Raw genomic sequence first — 20,032 nt, forward strand, 5'->3', positions numbered from 1 at the left:
AAAGGAATGAGGATATGTCAAAAGAGATAGTAAAAAAACGTATAGAAGAATTACGTGACTTGTTAAATACATTTAACTATCAATATCACGTATTAGACAATCCTTCTGTTTCTGATGCGGAATATGACCGTAATATGCAGGAGCTTATAAAATTAGAAGCAGAGAACCCAGAGTTTATGAGTGAAGATTCTCCCTCCGTTCGCGTTGGGGGGACTGTTCTTGATATATTTGAAAAAGTAACACATAAGTCACCAATGTTAAGTTTAGGAAATGCATTTAACGAAGGAGATTTACGTGATTTCGATAGAAGAGTACGTCAAGGAATTGATGGTGCGAATGTAAGATATATATGTGAATTAAAAATTGACGGGCTTGCCGTTTCGCTTCATTATGAAAAAGGACGCTTCATTCAAGGGGCAACACGTGGTGATGGTGTAACGGGTGAAGATATTACTCAAAATTTAAAAACGATTAAAGCTATCCCACTTCGTTTAAATGAAGAAGTAACGTTAGAAGCACGAGGCGAAGCTTATATGCCGAAGCGTTCATTCGTTAAACTAAATGAAGAAAAAGAGCAAAATGGAGAAGATGTATTTGCGAATCCGCGTAATGCAGCAGCAGGTTCAATACGTCAACTTGATCCGAAAATTGCAGCGAAGCGTAACTTATCTATGTTTGTGTATGGTCTTGCGAATGTAGAAGAAAAAACAATTTCATCACATAGTGAATCGCTGGATTTCTTAGGTGAACTTGGATTTAAGACAAATCCAAATCGCCGTACATGTGAAACAATTGAAGAAGTTATAGCTTATGTAGAAGAATGGCAAGAAAAACGTCCGCATCTTGATTATGAGATTGATGGAATCGTTATAAAAGTAGATGATGTTGCTCTTCAAGAAAGTCTAGGAACTACAGCGAAGAGTCCAAGGTGGGCGATTGCTTATAAATTTCCGGCTGAAGAAGTTGTAACGAGATTAACAGGCATTGAATTAAGTGTTGGCCGAACAGGGGTTGTAACACCGACTGCAGAACTAGAGCCAGTGAGAGTTGCTGGTACGATTGTTCGTCGTGCTTCTTTACATAACGAAGATTTAATTCGTGAAAAAGACATTCGAATTGGTGACTACGTTGTTGTGAAGAAGGCTGGAGATATTATTCCTGAAGTTGTGAACGTTATTTTTGATAAGCGTACTGGTGAGGAAGAAGAATACCGCATGCCAACTCATTGTCCAGCATGTGAGAGTGAACTTGTTCGTTTAGAAGAAGAAGTAGCACTTCGATGTATAAATCCGACTTGTCCGGCTCAAATTCGAGAGGGATTAATCCATTTCGTTTCAAGAAATGCGATGAATATTGATGGACTTGGAGAACGTGTCATTACACAACTCTTTGATGCAGATTACATTCGTACATTTGCTGATTTATATGCATTGACGAAAGAGCAATTATTACAGTTGGAACGTTTTGGTGAAAAATCAGCAACAAACTTAATACAAGCAATTGAAAATTCTAAAGAAAACTCGTTAGAGCGATTATTATTTGGTCTTGGAATTCGCCACGTTGGAGCGAAAGCAGCACGTACATTTGCAGAGCACTTTGAAACGATGGATGAGCTTGTAAAAGCAACGGAAGAAGAACTAAAAGCAATTAATGAAATTGGCGAAAAAATGGCTCAATCTGTTGTGACATATTTTGATAATGAAGATGTATTAGAGTTATTACAGCAGTTTAAAGAGTATGGCGTGAATATGACATACAAAGGTATAAAAATTGCAGATTTACAAAATGTTGAATCTTACTTCGCAGGAAAAACGGTTGTTTTAACAGGTAAGCTAGAAGTTATGGGACGAAGTGAAGCGAAGAAGAAGATTGAGGCATTAGGTGGAAAAGTAACAGGAAGTGTTAGTAAGAGTACGGATTTAGTTGTTGCAGGTGAAGCAGCTGGTTCGAAATTAGCACAAGCGGAGAAACATAATGTTGAGGTTTGGAATGAAGAGAGGTTCTTACAAGAGCTAAATAAGTAAGAGGTGCAAACTTACCATGAAAAAAATAGCATTAGCGGTATTAAGCCTTGGCCTACTTGTAAGTGGGTGTAGTGCAGGTGCCGACAAAGATGAAAAAGTGGCTGGGAAATCGGGGAAAGCAAAAGAACAATCAGTTGTTCCAAAATACGCTATTTCGGATGAATATTATAAGACGACTATTCCATTTGATGGTGGAAAGGCACGTGGTTTAGTGGTGCAAGGGTTAAATAGTCGCCTTGATATAGATGAATTTGAAACAGGATTAATGCGAATTGCAAAAGAATCATTTAGTACGAAAGATAATTTTTTAAAAGGCGGAAAAGCTCTAGATACTCAAACTATACAGATGCTTGTTAAAAGAAAACGTACAGATGCTGAACAAAAGGAACTAGAGGAAAAATTAAAAAAAGATGCAGTTAAATTTCCAAATATAGGATTAAATCCTGCATTAGGAACAGGATCCGAATCACTAGAAGTGAAAAATAAAAAAAATCCAATATATATTTCAAATATTTTAGAGCATGATTATTATGTGAAAAAAGGCGATAACGGCGAGGAACGTGTTGGTATGGTAGTTGGATTAGCGATGAATTCTGTTCAATATTTTAACGAAGAGCATGGTTACCCACGTGAAGCTGCAATCCCAGATGAAAAGATGTTAGCTGAAGGGAAAAAAATGGCGCAAGAAATTTTGAAAGTCATACATCAAAAAGAACCTGAAACAAAAAATATTCCGATAACATTTGCGATTTATCGCCAAGCTCCAAAGTCTTCGCTCGTGCCAGGTAATTTTGTTTCTTATGCAAATGTCGAAAAAGGTAGTGAAACGGTTGAAGATTGGAAACAAATTAATGAAAAATATTATTTGTTCCCATCAGAGCAAGCGAAAACAGATAATAAACGTGAAGATCTTGCAAGAGTATCCAACTTTAAGGCAAAACTAAGCGATTATTTCCAAGGCGACTATACAGCTGTTATTGGTACTGGTATGTATAGAGATGATGAATTAAGAGAAATGAAGCTTGATATTCCTGTCCAGTTTAATGGAAAAGCGGAAATAGTTGGTTTTACACAATATGTGGCAGGGCTTGTTATGGAATACTTCCCGAATTATATGAAAGTACAAGTAACGATTAAATCTGTAGAACGCCCAGAAGCTATTATTATACGTGAAGCAAAACAAGATGAACCACTTGTGAAAATTTTAGATTAAATATGAAGGCTGTTCCTCTATGGAACAGCTTTTTTTCTTATGTAATTTTGTTATAATTTAAAATGTTGTAAAAAATAGGGGTAAGGGGTAAAGCTCATGGAAGAATTAAGTTTTCAAGTCATTATTTTATTAATTGCATTCGGTTTTTTAGCAGCTTTTATTGATTCCGTTGTTGGAGGAGGAGGGTTAATTTCGCTTCCTGCACTTATGTTTGTTGGCCTATCGCCAGCTTCGGCAATTGCAACGAATAAATTAGCGGCAACAATGGGGACGTTTACGAGTGCGATGTATTTCATTCGATCAGGAAAAGTTGATTTTAAAATTGTAGGAAAGTTAATCCCGTTAACTATTGTTGGAGCTGTTGCAGGTGCTTTAGTAGTAAAATTTATTCCATCGGATATTTTACGCCCATTAGTACTTGTAATGTTGGTATTTATTGCTATTTATATTATTGCAAAAAAGAATTGGGGAAGTGTGTCTACCTATAAGAAGATGACGCAAAGAAAAACATTAATATTTTTCTTTGCTATTTTAATGATAGGATTTTATGATGGGTTTTTTGGACCAGGGACAGGGTCGTTTTTAATTTTTGCATTTTTATTAATTGGCTTGGATTTTATTCAAGCGGCAGCATCTGGAAAACTTTTGAACTTTGTTAGTAATATTGTATCTTTAATTACTTTTTTATTCTTAGACATAATTCATTTTGAATACGGTATTATCATGGGATTATCAATGATCTTAGGTGCTTATTTTGGATCGAAGTTTGCGGTTCAAAAAGGTGTTGGATATGTAAGGACTTTATTTTTATTAGTTACTATATTATTGATCGGGAAAAATGTTTTGGAATATACTCATATTTTGTAGATTCATACGCATGTATGAATCTCTTTTTTTATTATATTTTAAAAATTTATTAATTTTTAAAATATAAGTCTAGGAATATTTGAATAAATCTAAATTATCGTGTAGAATAATGTTGTAAAATGTAAACGTTTTTCTAAGGGGAGGCTAAAAAAATGGTAGTAGCATACAAACATGAGCCATTTACAGATTTTTCAGTGGAGGCTAACAAATTAGCGTTTGAAGAAGGTTTAAAGAAAGTAGAATCTTATCTTGGACAAGACTATCCATTAATTATCGGGGGAGAAAAAATCACTACAGAAGACAAAATTGTTTCTGTAAACCCTGCAAATAAAGAGGAACTTGTTGGTCGTGTTTCAAAAGCAAGCCGTGAGTTAGCTGAAAAAGCAATGCAAGTAGCGGATGAAACATTCCAAACTTGGAGAAAATCAAAGCCAGAAATGCGTGCAGACATTTTATTCCGTGCTGCAGCAATCGTTCGTCGCAGAAAACATGAATTCTCTGCTATTCTTGTAAAAGAAGCAGGTAAGCCATGGAATGAGGCAGATGCTGATACAGCAGAAGCAATCGACTTTATGGAATATTATGGTCGTCAAATGTTAAAATTAAAAGACGGTATTCCAGTAGAAAGCCGTCCGATTGAATATAATCGTTTCTCTTACATTCCATTAGGAGTAGGTGTTATCATTTCTCCTTGGAACTTCCCATTCGCAATTATGGCAGGTATGACAACAGCTGCTTTAGTTTCTGGTAACACAGTATTACTAAAACCAGCTAGTACAACTCCTGTAGTAGCAGCGAAATTTATGGAAGTATTAGAAGAAGCTGGCTTACCAGCTGGCGTAGTAAACTTCGTTCCAGGTAACGGTTCTGAAGTTGGTGACTACTTAGTAGATCATCCTCGTACACGTTTCGTAAGCTTCACGGGATCTCGTGATGTAGGTATCCGCATCTATGAGCGTGCAGCGAAAGTAAACCCAGGACAAATTTGGTTAAAACGCGTTATCGCTGAAATGGGCGGTAAAGACACAATCGTTGTTGATAAAGAAGCAGATCTTGAATTAGCAGCTAAGTCTATCGTTGCATCAGCATTCGGATTCTCAGGACAAAAATGTTCTGCATGTTCTCGTGCAGTAATCCATGAAGATGTATACGATCACGTATTAAATCGTGCTGTTGAATTAACAAAAGAATTAACAGTTGCTAATCCAGCAGTATTAGGTACAAACATGGGTCCTGTTAATGACCAAGCTGCATTTGATAAAGTAATGAGCTATGTTGCAATTGGTAAAGAAGAAGGTAGAATCTTAGCAGGTGGCGAAGGAGACGATTCTAAAGGCTGGTTCATCCAACCAACAATCGTTGCTGACGTTGCAGAAGATGCTCGCTTAATGAAAGAAGAAATCTTCGGACCAGTAGTAGCATTCTGTAAAGCGAAAGACTTCGATCATGCACTTGCAATTGCAAACAATACGGAATACGGTTTAACAGGTGCTGTTATTACTAACAACCGTGACCATATTGAAAAAGCACGCGAAGACTTCCACGTTGGTAACTTATACTTCAACCGTGGATGTACTGGTGCAATCGTAGGTTACCAACCATTCGGTGGCTTTAACATGTCTGGTACAGACTCTAAAGCTGGTGGACCTGATTACTTAGCACTTCACATGCAAGCAAAAACTACTTCTGAAACTTTATAAGAAATAGTAGAGGAGCTCTTCACAGAATGTGAAGAGCTCCTTTTAAAATTGAACCCCCATATATTACCGTCGTTCGAAGAGAATGAGCTAAAACCTATTAATAGCGGGATAAACATGTAAACAGAAATAAAATAATGAGAAAAGTTGACTTATTAGTCATATTTTTTAGTATTCATTTTGAGAATTTCCTGTATAATACAATTTGAAAGAAAATCTATGGTTCGACAAGGAACACTCCTTTCGGTTTTGCTCACTGAAAGGAGTGTTTTTTTATGTAGCTAAAAATTCTTGCGTGCTTATTACATTTGCATATACGCCATTTAAACTAGCTAAAATTGTATTGTGAATATAAACAGCTGGTATAGTAGCGTTCTTAAAAGAAAGGTCTTTTGTAGCACAAGCGTCATGTATAACGGTACATTGAAAGCCAAAATCGAATGCAGCCCTTACTGTTGCATCGATACACATATGAGTCATCATCCCGCATACAACGACATGTTCAATATTAAAACGTTTTAATTGCTCTAGAAGATTAGTTTCTCGGAAGCTATTTGGATAATGTTTGACTATAACTGTTTCTTCTCTAAGTGGACGTACGCTTTCGTGAATATGTACACCTTCTGTATTAGGTAGGAAAAAAGTAGCGTCATCTTTTATAGCTACGTGTTGGATATGAAAAATAGGTTCGCTGTTTGTTCTAAAGTGTTGTAATAACTGATTAGCATATTCGCTTGCTTCTACTGGATTACGCAATTCCATCTTTCCATTTGGAAAATAATCGTTTTGAATATCGACGAGTAAAAGAGCTGTTTTCATATATTTATCTTCCTCCGAGTTTCATATTCAAATAAATTTATTCAATTCGTAGAGAGGATTCTCCTGTTTAAAAATATGAGGAAGAAGAATTTTAAATAACCTTGAAAGTTACTATTTTTCAGATGAATATTCATCTGAAAATTTTAATAAAGGAATAATTAATATTTTTCTAAAAAATGTATTGACTCTTATTATTCTGAGTTCTATAATGAGAATTAATTAAACGACAATTAAATCGATACATTCTTATCCAGAGAGGTGGAGGGACTGGCCCTACGATACCTCAGCAACGGGTTTTTTAATACCGTGCTAACTCCAGCAAGCCATATAAAGGCTTGGAAGATGAGAAGATGTGAACGAGTACATATAAGTGCTCTCCTTCTTATCTTTATGTTTGATAAGAAGGAGGGCACTTTTTATTTTACCTCGAAAGCTCTGCTTCAAGTTTTTACAGCATATAGGAGGGAAAAAAATGATTTCTTTTACCAATGTAAGTAAAGTGTATGAATCAGCTGGCCAATCTGTTCATGCGGTGGAGGATGTAACATTATCAGTTGAGAAAGGCGAAATTTTTGGCATTATCGGTTTTAGTGGCGCTGGAAAGAGTACGTTATTACGCTTAGTAAATATGTTAGAGAGACCGACGGCAGGAACGATTTCAATAGATGATAAAGATATTACATCATTATCGACGAAAGAATTGCGTAAACTAAGACAAAGAATCGGAATGATTTTTCAAAGTTTTAATTTATTTAATTCAAGAACAGTATTTGGAAATATTGCTTATCCATTAAAGTTAGCGAAAGTACCAAAGAATGAGATAAAAGAAAGAGTAAATGAACTGCTGAAGTTTGTAGGGTTAGAAGATAAAGCAAACTATTATCCAGAGCAGCTATCAGGTGGACAAAAGCAGCGTGTGGGCATTGCTAGAGCACTTGCGACATCGCCAGATATTCTTATATGTGATGAGGCAACATCAGCCTTAGATCCAGAAACGACGACAGAAATTCTAAACTTATTAAAGAAAGTAAATCGAGAATACAATTTAACAATTCTTCTTATTACACATGAAATGCATGTTGTGAAAGAAATTTGTCACCGTGTAGCTGTAATGGAGAAGGGAAAAGTTATTGAAGAAGGAAAACTGTTTGATGTTTTCACGCAACCAAAAACAAAGACGACTCAAAACTTTGTACGTTCTGTCATTAATGATCATTTACCGGAAAGTGTTCTAGCGAAAATTCAAAATGGTGGTCAAATTTATCGTCTAACATTTACTGGTGAGGAGACAGGACAGCCGGTACTATCATATATCGCAAAAAACTATAACGTCGATGTAAATGTACTGTACGGAAATATTATTGAACTTCAAAATGTGCTATTTGGAAATCTTCTTGTAGAGTTGCAAGGTGAGCAGAGGGAAATTCAAAAAGCATTACAACATCTAAGACTGCAAGTGCAGCTGAAGGAGGTAGAAGCTCATGCGAGTTGATTGGAGTATATTTTGGCCGCGCATACTAGATGCGACGGGGGATACCCTCTTAATGGTAATTGTAACCCTTATATTCGCTACAATTCTGGGTATACCTCTAGGTTTACTTTTATATGTAACGAGAAAAGGAAACTTTTTAGAAAATAAATGGGTCTTTTCTATTCTTAACATCATAATTAATACAATTCGTCCGGTACCATTCATTATCTTTTTAGTAGCCTTAAGTCCGCTAACAAGAAGTGTTATCGGAACGACGATTGGAACAGCAGCGGCAATTTTCCCGATGACGTTAGTCGCATCAATTGGTATTGCTAGAATGGTTGAAACAAACCTTGTTTCCGTTCCGAAAGGAGTAATTGAAGCAGCGCAAGCAATGGGCGCCTCGCCAATTAGAATTGTTTTTGAAATCCTTGTACCAGAAGCGTTAGCACCATTAATCTTAGGTGTCACATTTATGACAGTTGGTTTAATTGAATTTTCTGCAGTTGCTGGGCTTGTCGGTGGTGGCGGTCTTGGTGACTTGGCAATGACATATGGTTATCAACGTTTTGATACATCAGTTATGTTCGTAACGGTCGTGTTACTTATCATTCTCGTACAGATAGCTCAAAATTTAGGAAACTACTTTGCGAAAGTCTTGTTACGCAGATCATAAAAAGGAAGAGAGGAAAAGAAAATGAAGAAAATTTTAGCATTTGCATTATCAGCGATTGTAGGAGTCTCAGCATTAAGCGGCTGCTCAAGTGGAGACACGGGTGCAGGAGCGAAAGAAAAAGTAGTTCGCGTCGGTGTAACTGGAACGGATGGAGACGCTTGGGAAATTTTGAAGAAAAAAGCTGAAAAAGAAGGGATTAAGATTAAACTGGTCGAGTTCTCTGATTACACAACGCCAAATAAAGCGTTAGCTGATGGAGATATTGAATTAAACTCATTCCAGCATATTGCTTTCTTAGAGCAATTTAAAAAAGAGCATAAGTTAGATATTACAGCTGTTGGTACAACGCAAATTGCGCCAATGGGTTTATACTCTGAAAAATATAAGAAAGCAAATGAAATCCCAGATGGTTCAGAAATTGCAATTCCAAACGATCCAACGAACCAAGCACGGGCATTAAAACTTCTTGATGCAGCTGGATTATTAAAGCTTAAAAAAGACTTTGGTCTATTTGGAGATCCAAGTGGTATTGCTGAAAATCCGAAGAAATTAAAAATTACACCGGTTATCGCACAGCAAACACCTCGTGTGTTAAAAGATGTAGCGGCATCAGTTATTAATAACGGTGTTGCTGGTCAAGCTGGATTAGATCCAGCGAAGGATCCTATTTTCTTAGAAGATCCAAAGAATGAAAATGCAAAGCCATATATTAATATTTTTGCAGCTCGTACGAAAGATAAAGATGATCCAACATTGAAAAAAGTAATTGAACTATATCATTCAAAAGAAGTAACAGACGCAATTAAGAAAGAAACAAATGATGGTTCCATTTCAGTAGATCTTTCACTTGATGAGCTTGAAAAAATCGTAAAATAATCATTGGGTTTAATGGACTAACAGAAGGAACCCCTCCGCTGTTAGTTCGTTCAACATATAAACTTAACAAACAAACCCTAATTCTGTACCTTCCAATTTTGTATAACATAGAATCCAATGTTTGTTAAGTAGAGTGATAGACCAGGAATTTTCCTGGTCTTTTTTTATGAATGAAAGTAGCTAGCGAACAGTAAGGTGATCCAAATTATAATGGGATAAGAAAATAAGCTGAAAAGGAGTGTAATTACGAATTGCTTTGGATGAATTAAGTGTTTTTTTGATAAAAAAAAGAAAATAGAAAAGAGAGTAATGAAAAATGCTGATATTACGCCGGGGTTATAAGAGCGATAAATGAAAAACAAAATAATATGTTGAACAGAGTTGAAGAAGATGGCCCCTTGTATAAAAATAATCCAGCATATAGAAGACAAGAAGTTAAGTTGATATAGAAAGACGATAAGTAATACAAAGATTGTTAATACGGAAATGGCGATGAAAAATTGTTGGCTAGTTATAAGACGGATTGAAAATTGATTAGCAAGGTATTGTGGCATTTGGAAAGCTTCTTCAAGGTTATGAATGAAAAATAATAAGGGAATGATCCAGAATATAGTAGTGGAATGTTTTTTCATCAATTTACATCACTCCAATAAAGTATAGAAAGCCTAAAAAAAGGCCCTCTATACAGAGATGGTTATTCAATTATGATATTTTTTAAATTAACTTCATGATGCTCTCGTTCTTTCAGATAAGCAGCTAGTTCCTCTTGTAAAATATTTAATATTTGCTTAGCTGATTGTTGGATTGGATTAGGTAGCTCTTCTAATATATGCATCCCGACTTTTACTTTTGTACGAATTACCCTTCGTAGTAATTCCTCATGCATGTACTACACCTCCAAACCGAATATTTAGTACATCTTCTTCAAATTTTGCTCCTTGAATAGAAAGGTGTGTTAATGTTTTTGGTAACGTGATGTTCCGTTTAACAGAACCCGCTCGAATAATAAGTTCATCACCTTTTTGATTTAAGGAAAGTTCACTTTTGTTTGAGAAGGGAATGGACAGAACGAAAATATACTCATCGCCATCCTTTTTTACATATTGAGTGCGCCCGTTAAATTTTACTTCTGTAGGGGAATGATCAGTTTTAAATAAAGAATCTCCTACACGTTCTAACATAGACAAACCAACAACTTCTTGTTCAAACATTGGAGCTTCGTAAATAGGAAGGGGTTGAAAACTATCTTTAATTAATGTTTTATATTTCTTCTGTGTATCTTTCCATGCCTGAAAATAAGGATCGGTGACAGTGTTAGGGATGACGCGGTTAATCATAATGGCATCTACGTTATAATCGTATAAATTCAAATAAGTAAAGCTGCGCTGGGCTTCTTTAATGACCATTTTTTCAGGATTTACAACGATGCGGATACTTGTTACTTCTCGATTTGATAAAATATCTCTCATTTCTCCGAGCTGTTCAAGTGTACTTGTTAATTCGTCCATAATATCGTCGGTTGGAAGAGGGACACCAAGGAGTGGTTGAGCTACAGGACGAACGACTTTTAAAACTTTTCTTTTAATAGGAAATAATTTTTCCATCCACCAGCCGAGCATGTCTGGAAAGCTTAGCATTGCTAATGTTTCTCCTGTAGGGGCACAATCAATAATGATAACATCATATGTGTCTTGCTTATAATAATCGAGTACGCGAAGTAGGCTAATTAAATCTTCCATACCGGGAAACATCGTTAATTCTTCTGTTGTAATATCATCAGCTGCTTTAGAAGTGAAGAGTAGTGTAATATATTTCTGTAATTTTCCCCAGCCTTTTTCCATTTCATAAATCGTATTAATTTCTTGTGCCCACAAATTTTCACGAATTTCTAGTGGTTCAGAAGATAGCTTTATACCAAATGAATCTCCTAAACTATGAGCAGGATCTGTGCTCATTACTAATGTTTTTAATCCTTGTTTCGCACTTTGAATTGCTGTTGCTGCTGAAATGCTAGTTTTTCCTACGCCGCCTTTACCTGTATACAAGATAATTCTCATCATTCATATCCCCTTTGTTTCGAATGTCGAATATTACGAGTGTCGAAGTAAATGGTTGAATAAAAACCCAGATAGGGTTTTATTCAATCGGAATGTTTTTCATTTTAGGTGTAGAAATCTTTTCTTCTGTTTTTTGCTGTGACGTAGCGATGTGATTCATGATTTTTTGGAAGATTTGTAGTAAGAATGCTTTTTCTTCTTCTGATAATGCTTCTGTTACTAAGCTAAAGTAATGGGCCGCATTTTGTTTTACTTCTTGAACGAGCATTACGCCGTTTTCTGTTAACCGAATTAATACAATACGTCGGTCATTTTCATCACGGTAGCGTTCAATATATCCCTTTTTTACAAGGCGATTTACAACGCCCGTTGTTGTACTCATCGGTATATCAAGAAGATCAGCAATTTTCGTCATTGTAATATCTGTATTTCGTTCCATCCAAAGTAAACAAAATACTTCTGTTTTAGAAAGTGTTAAATCTAGGCTTACCCATTCTTCAGGATAGAAAAGTTTCTTGGCGTTATCTAGCAGTAAGTCTAAAAAATGTTCATATTGCAACAATTAATTCCACTCCCGTATATTTCGAGGTTCGTAATATTTATTTTTATTTTATGTAGAATAGAAATAATTGTCAATGATTTTAATTGTTTTTTCAGATTAGGCAGAAAACTTTCTTTAAAATAGTATTCTTTTATGATAGATTTATAAATATAAAACGAGAATTTACATAAAAATCCATCATGGTAAATATACTTATCTATAATGGGTATGCAGCTAACGAGGGGGAGAACGATGAGAAGACGTAATACGCAAGCGTTCACGTTTTTAGCATGGACTTCATTTGTTTGTGCGCTTTCAGGTATGCTAATTGGGATTTATACGTTAGATGAAACGCTTAGTGTAAAAGGATACTATTTAATTGGAACATTATTTTTAACGATGTCTTGTTTTGTATTACAAAAAACAATTCGTGATAATGAAGAAGATAACGAGAGATTTCCGAAAAATAAACCGTTAGATAAAGAGTAAATTGTAAAGAAAGGCATTTGCCTTTCTTTTTTTATGTAAAAATGGCGTAAGTACTCTGTGTTGACTTGCTTGAAGTACTGAAAATTTGGTATCATCAATAGTATTGTAGATTGAACGATATATTATGGAGGTGGCCTAGCCGTGTCAAGAATTTCCGTTGAGAATGTAAAGCACGTAGCACATTTAGCACGTCTTGCAATTACTGATCAAGAAGCAGAAAAATTTCAAAAACAACTAGATGCAATTGTTACATTTGCAGAACAGTTAAATGAATTAGATACAACAGATGTAAAACCAACAACTCATGTATTAACTATGAAAAATGTTATGCGTGAAGATGTACCAGAAAAAGGTTTACCAGTCGAAGAAGTATTAAAAAATGCACCGGATCACAAAGATAATCAAATCCGTGTTCCAGCAGTATTAGAATAGAGGAGGGGATTTCGATGTCATTATTTGATCATTCAGTATCAGAGTTACATAAGAAGTTAAACAACAAAGAAATTTCCGTTACGGATTTAGTAGAAGAATCTTACAAACGTATTGCGGATGTTGAAGATAACGTAAAAGCTTTTCTTACATTAGATGAAGAAAATGCACGCGCAAAAGCGAAAGAATTAGATGCAAAAATCGGCGCTGAAGATAATGGTTTATTATTCGGTATGCCAATTGGTGTAAAAGATAACATTGTAACTAACGGTCTTCGTACAACTTGTGCGAGCAAAATGTTAGCAAACTTCGATCCAATTTATGATGCGACAGTTGTGCAAAAGCTAAAAGCTGCTGACACAATTACAATCGGTAAATTAAACATGGACGAGTTCGCAATGGGTTCTTCAAATGAAAACTCAGGATTCTACGCTACGAAAAACCCATGGAACTTAGATTACGTTCCGGGCGGATCTAGTGGTGGTTCTGCAGCAGCTGTAGCAGCAGGAGAAGTACTATTCTCTCTAGGTTCTGATACGGGTGGTTCTATCCGTCAGCCAGCTGCATATTGCGGTGTTGTAGGTTTAAAACCAACTTATGGACGCGTATCTCGTTACGGATTAGTAGCATTCGCATCTTCACTTGACCAAATCGGACCGATTACACGTACAGTAGAAGACAATGCATACTTATTACAAGCTATTTCAGGTATTGACCGCATGGATGCAACTTCTGCAAACGTTGAAGTTGGAAACTATTTAGCTGGTTTAACAGGCGATGTTAAAGGTTTACGCATTGCTGTACCGAAAGAATACTTAGGCGAAGGTGTTGGCGAAGAAGCTCGTGAGTCAGTACTAGCTGCTTTAAAAGTATTAGAAGGTATGGGCGCAACTTGGGAGGAAGTATCGCTTCCACACTCTAAATACGCTCTAGCAACGTATTACTTACTATCTTCCTCTGAAGCATCTGCGAACCTTTCACGCTTTGATGGCGTGCGTTACGGTGTTCGTTCTGATAATGTAAATAACTTATTAGATCTTTACAAAAACACACGTAGTGAAGGTTTCGGTGATGAAGTTAAACGTCGTATTATGCTTGGTACATTTGCGCTTAGCTCTGGTTACTATGATGCATATTACAAGAAAGCACAACAAGTACGTACATTAATTAAAAACGACTTTGAAAATGTATTTGCTAACTATGATGTTATTATTGGACCAACAACGCCAACTCCGGCATTTAAAGTGGGCGAAAAAGTTGATGATCCAATGACAATGTATGCAAATGACATTTTAACAATCCCAGTAAACTTAGCGGGTGTTCCAGCGATTTCTGTTCCATGTGGATTCGGTGCTAACAACATGCCACTTGGTCTACAAATCATTGGTAAACACTTCGATGAAGCGACAATTTACCGCGTTGCACATGCGTTTGAGCAAGCAACAGACTATCATACAAAAAAAGCAAGTCTGTAAGGAGGCGAGCATAGATGAATTTAGAAACAATTATTGGTTTAGAGGTTCACGTTGAGTTAAAAACAAATTCGAAAATTTTCTCTGCGAGTCCAACAGAATTCGGAGCGGAGCCAAATACACAAACAAGTGTAATTGACTTAGGATACCCAGGGGTACTTCCTACTTTAAATAAAGAAGCAGTTAACTTTGCAATGAAAGCTGCAATGGCATTAAACTGTGAAATCGCAACGGAAACGAAGTTTGACCGTAAAAACTATTTCTATCCAGATAACCCGAAAGCTTACCAAATCTCTCAATTTGATAAGCCAATTGGTGAAAATGGTTGGATTGAAATCGAAGTAGACGGTAAAAAGAAACGTATCGGTATTACACGTCTTCATTTAGAAGAAGATGCTGGTAAATCAACGCATACAGCTGATGGTTCATTAGTAGACTACAACCGTCAAGGTATGCCTTTAATCGAGATCGTATCTGAGCCAGATATGCGTACGCCAGAAGAAGCATATGCATACTTAGAGAAGTTAAAATCAATCATTCAATACACTGGTGTATCTGATTGTAAGATGGAAGAAGGTTCCTTACGTTGTGATGCGAACATTTCCCTTCGTCCAGTTGGACAAGAGAAGTTCGGTACAAAAGCGGAACTGAAAAACTTAAACTCATTCACTTACGTACAAAAAGGTCTTGAGCATGAGCAAGTGCGCCAAGAAAAAGAACTGTTATCTGGTGGCATCATCCAACAAGAAACACGTCGTTATGATGAAGCAACAAAGAAAACAATCTTAATGCGTGTGAAAGAAGGATCTGACGATTACCGTTACTTCCCGGAGCCAGACTTAGTTGAACTTTACATCGATGATGAGTGGAAAGAAGCAGTTCGAGCTTCTATTCCAGAACTTCCAGATGCACGTAAAGCTCGCTACGTTGCAGAATTAGGCTTACCAGCTTATGATGCACACGTGTTAACATTAACGAAAGAGATGTCTGATTTCTTTGAAGCAACTGTTGCAGACGGTGCTGATGCGAAATTAACATCGAACTGGTTAATGGGTGAAGTACTTGCATACTTAAACAAACAACAAAAAGAATTAAAAGACGTTGCATTAACGCCTGCTGGTTTATCTAAAATGGTTCAATTAATTGAAAAAGGTACAATTTCTTCTAAAATCGCGAAGAAAGTATTTAACGAATTAATTGAAAAAGGTGGAGACCCAGAAGAAATCGTTAAAGCGAAAGGTCTTGTTCAAATTTCTGACGAGGGTACACTTCGTAAAGTTGTAACAGAAATTCTTGATAATAATGAGCAATCTATCGAAGACTTTAAAAACGGTAAAGACCGTGCAATTGGCTTCTTAGTTGGTCAAATTATGAAAGCTACAAAAGGACAAGCAAATCCACCACTTGTTAACAAAATCTTACTTGAAGAGATTAATAAGCGATAATAGTAGTGACTTTTAAAGATTAAGCAGAAAAACACCCGTACATGGGTGTTTTTCTAGGTTAATCAAACGTTTGTTTAAATGAGACAAAATCGTTTAAACAAACGTTTGATTAACTGTCAAAAGTGGAAAAATGTTTGTATAGCAACTATGGTATGATAGTTGCAAAAAGGTGGGAATAATGATAAATCTAAACATAGAGGTTTTTTTCATCTCATGAAATAATAGATAGTTATTATTCGTTATATGTAAATTTTTATGGAAGAATGGATAGAAATAAAGTGAAACTTTAATCAGTAGGAGGTTCATCCACCATTGATTATTAGCCCTCACCAATCGGGCATTTACTGCCCGCAAATAGCGGGATAAATTTTGGAGTCAAATAAAAAACCATTGAAATGAATATTTACTTTTGATGGACTACACGAATCGGGTTCTTACTGCCTGTTTGAGCGGGATAAAAGAAGGATAGCAAGATGAGAGGAGGTAGGCATGGGAATACTGAATAGAAGTTCAGTATGTTCTTTTTCGATACATAAAGAAATTTCCTGTGCTAATAAATGATGAAGCGAGCAAGAATTATTTATAATCCTACTTCGGGGCGTGAGCTATTTAAGAAGAGCTTACCAGAAGTATTACAAAAATTAGAACAAGCTGGCTATGAGACATCTTGTCATGCGACAACGGGTCCTGGAGACGCTACTGTGGCGGCGAGGCAAGCTGCGGATCGTAAGTTTGATGTTGTTATTGCGGCTGGTGGCGACGGTACATTAAATGAAGTAGTAAACGGTTTAGTTGGGCATGAATTCCGTCCGAAATTTGGAATTATTCCAGTTGGAACGACAAATGACTTTGCACGTGCAATTGGTGTACCTCGTTCTATTGAAGAGGCAGCAGATATTATTTGCGAAGGAAAAACAGTGCCATTAGACCTTGGTAGAGCGAACGATACATATTTTATTAACATCGCTGGTGGCGGTCGTATTACAGAATTAACATACGAAGTACCGAGTAAGTTAAAGACAGTATTAGGACAACTTGCTTATTACCTAAAAGGTATCGAGATGTTACCATCATTGCATCCGACATATGTTGAAATTGAGTATGATGGAAAGTTACTACAAGAAGAAATTACGATGTTTTTAATTACGAATACCCGTTCAGTAGGTGGATTTGAAAAGGTAGCACCGTATGCATCTATTAACGATGGGTTATTTGACCTATTAGTACTGAAAAAAGGTTCTATCGCTGATTTAATTAAAGCAGCAACACAAGCACAACGTGGTGAACATATTAATAATCCAAAAGTGTTATATACACAAGCGAACCGAATTAAAGTACATTCACCAGATAAACTAATGATTAATTTAGATGGTGAGTATGGTGGAGATGCACCGATGGAATTCGAAAATATATATCATTGTTTAGAACTATTTGTTCCTGAACATCAAGAGGATGCCCTGTAAAGGCATCCTTTTTACTTTGTTAAAATGAATTGTAAATTGGGAGTTAGTTTGATTTTTATGGTATTTTTACAATTCTTTTATTTTACATCCATACTTTATTGATACACTGGAAGAGATAAGAAATGAGAGGTAGGGTGCTATGGAGAAGGTAAAGGCGATATTATTTGATAAAGATGGGACATTAATGGATTTTCATTCAATATGGATAAAAGTAGCTGAAGAACTTGTAGCTGAATGTATAAGTTTATATCATTTACCAAGTACAATGCGGCAGACCTTATTAGAAGAGATTGGTGTAGAGGGAGCATTTGTTAATCCGAGGAGTGCAATAGCTGCTGGAACAAGCCTTGATGTAGCGAAGGGGCTTTGTAATTATATTGAGTCTGCTAGAGAAGAAGAGATGCATCATTGGGTAAGTGAGAAGTTATTTTCCCTTATGTATGAGCATCGTTCGCATATGAAAATGACAGCAGATTTACCGAAAGTGTTACAGGCATTAAAAGATAAAGGATTTATATTAGGGGTTGTCACGGCGGATGATTTCGCACCAACAGAATTATTTTTAAGACAATATAAGTTGGAGAACTTTTTTGATTATATTATAGCCTCGGATACATTCCCTGCGCAAAAACCAGATAAAAAGATTATAGAAGTGTTTTGTGAGAAATTTAATTTAGCATCATGTGAGGTTGCGGTTGTTGGAGATACGCCAACTGATTTACATTTAGCCAAAAATGGCGATTGCTATGCAATTGGGGTGCTATCTGGTACGGGAGACCGTCCAACATTAGAACCACTTGCTGATTTAGTGTTAGATTCTGTTGGAGAGTTTATTTCTCAATCGGGTGAGTTTTTCTGGGAGAAAGAAAAGTCTAATGTGTAAGGAAAATAAGTCTATAAAGACTCTTAATGAGTCTTTATAGACTTATTTTTTATGCCTGGATACAAAGAATATAGGATAAATGCTAGAAAAGAAAGTTGGCATACATTTTGCAATAAAAAGAGAAAACAATGTAAAGAAAAGGATGGGGTACGCAATGAACACAAAAAAATTTGCTAAAGTAAATGAACAAATTCCAGGACCGAAAGCGGCATCTTTATTAGAACGCCGTCAAAATATAGTACCAAAAGGAGTAAGTAACGGCATCCCAACGTTTGTACAATCTGCAAATGGTGCTCTTGTAACGGATGTTGATGGTAATCAGTACATTGATTTTGCAGGAGCAATCGGGACAATTAACGTAGGGCATTGTCATCCAGCGGTTAAAGAAGCGCTCCATAAACAAGTCGATCAATACATTCATACTGGATTTAATGTCATGATGTATGAGCCATATATTGAATTAGCGGAAAAGCTTGCGGCATTGGCACCAGGAAGTTTCGATAAGCAAGTCCTCTTTTTAAATAGTGGTGCAGAAGCAGTTGAGAACGCGGTGAAGATCGCTCGTAAATATACGAAGAGACCTGGTATTATCGCATTTTCTAAAGGTTTCCACGGGCGTACATTAATGACAATGACGATGACAAGTAAAGTGAAGCCATATAAATTTGGGTTTGGTCCCTTTGCTCCAGAAGTATATAAAGCGCCATTTCCATACGAATACCGTCGCCCAGAGGGATTAACGGAAGAGCAGTATGATGATTTTATTATTGAAGAGTTTAAGAACTTCTTCATATCGGAAGTAGCACCAGAAACAATCGCAGCTGTTGTAATGGAACCTGTTCAAGGGGAAGGTGGATTTATCGTCCCAAGTAAGAAATTTGTTCAAGAAGTACGCCGCATTTGTTCAGAGAACGGCATCTTATTTGTAGCGGATGAAATACAAACAGGCTTTAGTCGTACAGGAAAATATTTTGCAATTGATCACTATGATGTCGTTCCAGATTTAATTACAGTGTCTAAATCATTAGGTGCTGGTGTACCGATAAGTGGTGTCATTGGACGTAAAGAAATTATGAATGAGTCTGCACCAGGTGAACTTGGTGGAACGTATGCAGGAAGTCCATTAGGATGTGCGGCTGCATTAGCTGTTCTCGATGTAATAGAAAATGAGAAATTAAATGATAGAGCGATAGAATTAGGAAAAGTCGTAATGAACCGATTCGAAGAGATGAAAAATAAATATCATTGCATCGGTGATGTGCGTGGGTTAGGAGCAATGTGTGCATTTGAGGTCGTTCAAGATCGTAAGACGAAAGCACCTGACAAAGCGTTAACAGCTAATCTATGTACAGAAGCAAATAAGCGTGGGTTACTGTTATTATCAGCAGGAACATATGGAAATGTTATCCGTGTGTTAATGCCTTTAGTTATTACAGATGAGCAACTTGAAGAAGGATTAACAATAATTGAAGAATCGTTGCAAGCTTGTTATGAACAAACAAACATCGCTCGTGTTTAAAAACTGAAGTATAAATAGCAAACATTCTAGCTGACTCTATATTAAATGCAGAAAATTCACTTTATAATAAAGGTAGTGAAGTGGATCGATG

At 36.3% G+C, this 20,032-nt stretch carries 19 protein-coding genes and 1 riboswitch; of the genes, 14 read left to right on the forward strand and 5 right to left on the reverse strand.

Going from position 1 to position 20,032, the window contains the following annotated elements; genetic code table 11:
* Positions 1-14: 14 nt before the first annotated feature.
* From ligA to pruA, 4 genes are all read left to right on the forward strand, one after another.
* On the forward strand, positions 15-2,024 hold the full coding sequence (gene ligA / locus HFD78_RS21565; protein WP_000031613.1) for an NAD-dependent DNA ligase LigA: 2,010 nt from the start codon (positions 15-17) through the stop codon (positions 2,022-2,024).
* A gap of 16 nt (positions 2,025-2,040) precedes the next feature.
* Positions 2,041-3,237 (forward strand): CamS family sex pheromone protein, encoded by a 1,197-nt coding sequence (locus HFD78_RS21570; RefSeq protein WP_000717034.1) that lies wholly within the window; start codon positions 2,041-2,043, stop codon positions 3,235-3,237.
* Positions 3,238-3,333: 96 nt separating this feature from the next.
* Positions 3,334-4,104 (forward strand): TSUP family transporter, encoded by a 771-nt coding sequence (locus HFD78_RS21575; RefSeq protein ID WP_000391975.1) that lies wholly within the window; start codon positions 3,334-3,336, stop codon positions 4,102-4,104.
* Positions 4,105-4,256: 152 nt separating this feature from the next.
* Positions 4,257-5,804 (forward strand): L-glutamate gamma-semialdehyde dehydrogenase, encoded by a 1,548-nt coding sequence (gene pruA, locus HFD78_RS21580; protein ID WP_000259555.1) that lies wholly within the window; start codon positions 4,257-4,259, stop codon positions 5,802-5,804.
* 270 nt (positions 5,805-6,074) lie between these two features.
* Here pruA and HFD78_RS21585 read toward each other — a convergent pair whose 3' ends face one another.
* Positions 6,075-6,620 (reverse strand): cysteine hydrolase family protein, encoded by a 546-nt coding sequence (locus HFD78_RS21585; protein WP_000844906.1) that lies wholly within the window; start codon positions 6,618-6,620, stop codon positions 6,075-6,077.
* Positions 6,621-6,863: 243 nt separating this feature from the next.
* A riboswitch (SAM riboswitch) is annotated at positions 6,864-6,969 on the forward strand.
* Between the two features lie 123 nt (positions 6,970-7,092).
* Between HFD78_RS21585 and HFD78_RS21590 the strand changes: the two genes are divergently transcribed.
* Genes HFD78_RS21590 through HFD78_RS21600 form a run of 3 tightly spaced genes read left to right on the forward strand, consistent with a single transcriptional unit; the run spans position 7,093 to position 9,643 of the window.
* Positions 7,093-8,112, forward strand: coding sequence for a methionine ABC transporter ATP-binding protein (locus HFD78_RS21590; protein WP_000623013.1), 1,020 nt, complete (start codon positions 7,093-7,095; stop codon positions 8,110-8,112).
* Positions 8,102-8,767: a methionine ABC transporter permease gene (locus HFD78_RS21595; RefSeq protein WP_001261865.1), complete on the forward strand. Its 666-nt coding sequence runs from the start codon at positions 8,102-8,104 to the stop codon at positions 8,765-8,767. The genes HFD78_RS21590 and HFD78_RS21595 overlap by 11 nt, the downstream gene beginning before the upstream one ends.
* 21 nt (positions 8,768-8,788) lie before the next feature.
* Positions 8,789-9,643, forward strand: coding sequence for a MetQ/NlpA family ABC transporter substrate-binding protein (locus HFD78_RS21600; protein ID WP_000721595.1), 855 nt, complete (start codon positions 8,789-8,791; stop codon positions 9,641-9,643).
* Between the two features lie 164 nt (positions 9,644-9,807).
* Here HFD78_RS21600 and HFD78_RS21605 read toward each other — a convergent pair whose 3' ends face one another.
* The 4 genes from HFD78_RS21605 to HFD78_RS21620 all read right to left on the reverse strand — a co-directional run bounded on the left by HFD78_RS21605 (position 9,808) and on the right by HFD78_RS21620 (position 12,262).
* Entirely contained in the window at positions 9,808-10,275 is a 468-nt protein-coding gene (locus HFD78_RS21605) for an HXXEE domain-containing protein (protein ID WP_001986283.1), read from the reverse strand.
* A gap of 62 nt (positions 10,276-10,337) precedes the next feature.
* Positions 10,338-10,529: a DUF3926 domain-containing protein gene (locus tag HFD78_RS21610; RefSeq protein ID WP_000544105.1), complete on the reverse strand. Its 192-nt coding sequence runs from the start codon at positions 10,527-10,529 to the stop codon at positions 10,338-10,340.
* Positions 10,522-11,703, reverse strand: a complete 1,182-nt coding sequence (locus tag HFD78_RS21615; RefSeq protein ID WP_002100673.1) for an ArsA family ATPase — start codon at positions 11,701-11,703, stop codon at positions 10,522-10,524. Before HFD78_RS21615 ends, HFD78_RS21610 begins: the two co-directional genes overlap by 8 nt.
* A gap of 76 nt (positions 11,704-11,779) precedes the next feature.
* Positions 11,780-12,262: a MarR family winged helix-turn-helix transcriptional regulator gene (locus HFD78_RS21620; protein WP_000942481.1), complete on the reverse strand. Its 483-nt coding sequence runs from the start codon at positions 12,260-12,262 to the stop codon at positions 11,780-11,782.
* Positions 12,263-12,493: 231 nt separating this feature from the next.
* Between HFD78_RS21620 and HFD78_RS21625 the strand changes: the two genes are divergently transcribed.
* The 7 genes from HFD78_RS21625 to gabT all read left to right on the forward strand — a co-directional run bounded on the left by HFD78_RS21625 (position 12,494) and on the right by gabT (position 19,941).
* On the forward strand, positions 12,494-12,730 hold the full coding sequence (locus HFD78_RS21625) for a YiaA/YiaB family inner membrane protein (protein WP_001254393.1): 237 nt from the start codon (positions 12,494-12,496) through the stop codon (positions 12,728-12,730).
* A gap of 141 nt (positions 12,731-12,871) precedes the next feature.
* A complete protein-coding gene (gene gatC / locus HFD78_RS21630) occupies positions 12,872-13,162 on the forward strand; it encodes an Asp-tRNA(Asn)/Glu-tRNA(Gln) amidotransferase subunit GatC (protein ID WP_000086999.1) in 291 nt (96 codons plus the stop codon).
* A 14-nt stretch (positions 13,163-13,176) separates the two neighbouring features.
* Complete coding sequence (gene gatA, locus HFD78_RS21635; RefSeq protein ID WP_000051441.1) at positions 13,177-14,634, forward strand: Asp-tRNA(Asn)/Glu-tRNA(Gln) amidotransferase subunit GatA; 1,458 nt, start codon at positions 13,177-13,179, stop codon at positions 14,632-14,634.
* A gap of 14 nt (positions 14,635-14,648) precedes the next feature.
* On the forward strand, positions 14,649-16,076 hold the full coding sequence (gene gatB, locus HFD78_RS21640) for an Asp-tRNA(Asn)/Glu-tRNA(Gln) amidotransferase subunit GatB (RefSeq protein ID WP_001047685.1): 1,428 nt from the start codon (positions 14,649-14,651) through the stop codon (positions 16,074-16,076).
* Positions 16,077-16,633: 557 nt separating this feature from the next.
* Entirely contained in the window at positions 16,634-17,539 is a 906-nt protein-coding gene (locus HFD78_RS21645) for a diacylglycerol kinase (RefSeq protein ID WP_000977679.1), read from the forward strand.
* Between the two features lie 139 nt (positions 17,540-17,678).
* Positions 17,679-18,422: an HAD family hydrolase gene (locus tag HFD78_RS21650; protein WP_000416668.1), complete on the forward strand. Its 744-nt coding sequence runs from the start codon at positions 17,679-17,681 to the stop codon at positions 18,420-18,422.
* 154 nt (positions 18,423-18,576) lie between these two features.
* Positions 18,577-19,941, forward strand: a complete 1,365-nt coding sequence (gabT, locus tag HFD78_RS21655; protein ID WP_001093007.1) for a 4-aminobutyrate--2-oxoglutarate transaminase — start codon at positions 18,577-18,579, stop codon at positions 19,939-19,941.
* Positions 19,942-20,032: the final 91 nt, after the last annotated feature.

This window comes from Bacillus sp. EKM501B (assembly GCF_011800505.1).
GTDB lineage: Bacteria > Bacillota > Bacilli > Bacillales > Bacillaceae_G > Bacillus_A > Bacillus_A cereus.

Excerpts from the sequence above, each read along its gene's own strand:
- gatB (WP_001047685.1), top strand. The coding sequence starts at position 14,649 with ATGAATTTAGAAACAATTATTGGTTTAGAGGTTCACGTTGAGTTAAAA.
- ligA (WP_000031613.1), top strand. The coding sequence starts at position 15 with ATGTCAAAAGAGATAGTAAAAAAACGTATAGAAGAATTACGTGACTTG.
- pruA (WP_000259555.1), top strand. The coding sequence starts at position 4,257 with ATGGTAGTAGCATACAAACATGAGCCATTTACAGATTTTTCAGTGGAG.
- HFD78_RS21570 (WP_000717034.1), top strand. The coding sequence starts at position 2,041 with ATGAAAAAAATAGCATTAGCGGTATTAAGCCTTGGCCTACTTGTAAGT.
- HFD78_RS21595 (WP_001261865.1), top strand. The coding sequence starts at position 8,102 with ATGCGAGTTGATTGGAGTATATTTTGGCCGCGCATACTAGATGCGACG.
- HFD78_RS21605 (WP_001986283.1), bottom strand. The coding sequence starts at position 10,275 with ATGAAAAAACATTCCACTACTATATTCTGGATCATTCCCTTATTATTT.
- HFD78_RS21625 (WP_001254393.1), top strand. The coding sequence starts at position 12,494 with ATGAGAAGACGTAATACGCAAGCGTTCACGTTTTTAGCATGGACTTCA.
- HFD78_RS21575 (WP_000391975.1), top strand. The coding sequence starts at position 3,334 with ATGGAAGAATTAAGTTTTCAAGTCATTATTTTATTAATTGCATTCGGT.
- HFD78_RS21590 (WP_000623013.1), top strand. The coding sequence starts at position 7,093 with ATGATTTCTTTTACCAATGTAAGTAAAGTGTATGAATCAGCTGGCCAA.
- HFD78_RS21585 (WP_000844906.1), bottom strand. The coding sequence starts at position 6,620 with ATGAAAACAGCTCTTTTACTCGTCGATATTCAAAACGATTATTTTCCA.
- gabT (WP_001093007.1), top strand. The coding sequence starts at position 18,577 with ATGAACACAAAAAAATTTGCTAAAGTAAATGAACAAATTCCAGGACCG.
- HFD78_RS21615 (WP_002100673.1), bottom strand. The coding sequence starts at position 11,703 with ATGATGAGAATTATCTTGTATACAGGTAAAGGCGGCGTAGGAAAAACT.
- HFD78_RS21650 (WP_000416668.1), top strand. The coding sequence starts at position 17,679 with ATGGAGAAGGTAAAGGCGATATTATTTGATAAAGATGGGACATTAATG.
- HFD78_RS21600 (WP_000721595.1), top strand. The coding sequence starts at position 8,789 with ATGAAGAAAATTTTAGCATTTGCATTATCAGCGATTGTAGGAGTCTCA.
- gatA (WP_000051441.1), top strand. The coding sequence starts at position 13,177 with ATGTCATTATTTGATCATTCAGTATCAGAGTTACATAAGAAGTTAAAC.
- HFD78_RS21645 (WP_000977679.1), top strand. The coding sequence starts at position 16,634 with ATGATGAAGCGAGCAAGAATTATTTATAATCCTACTTCGGGGCGTGAG.
- HFD78_RS21610 (WP_000544105.1), bottom strand. The coding sequence starts at position 10,529 with ATGCATGAGGAATTACTACGAAGGGTAATTCGTACAAAAGTAAAAGTC.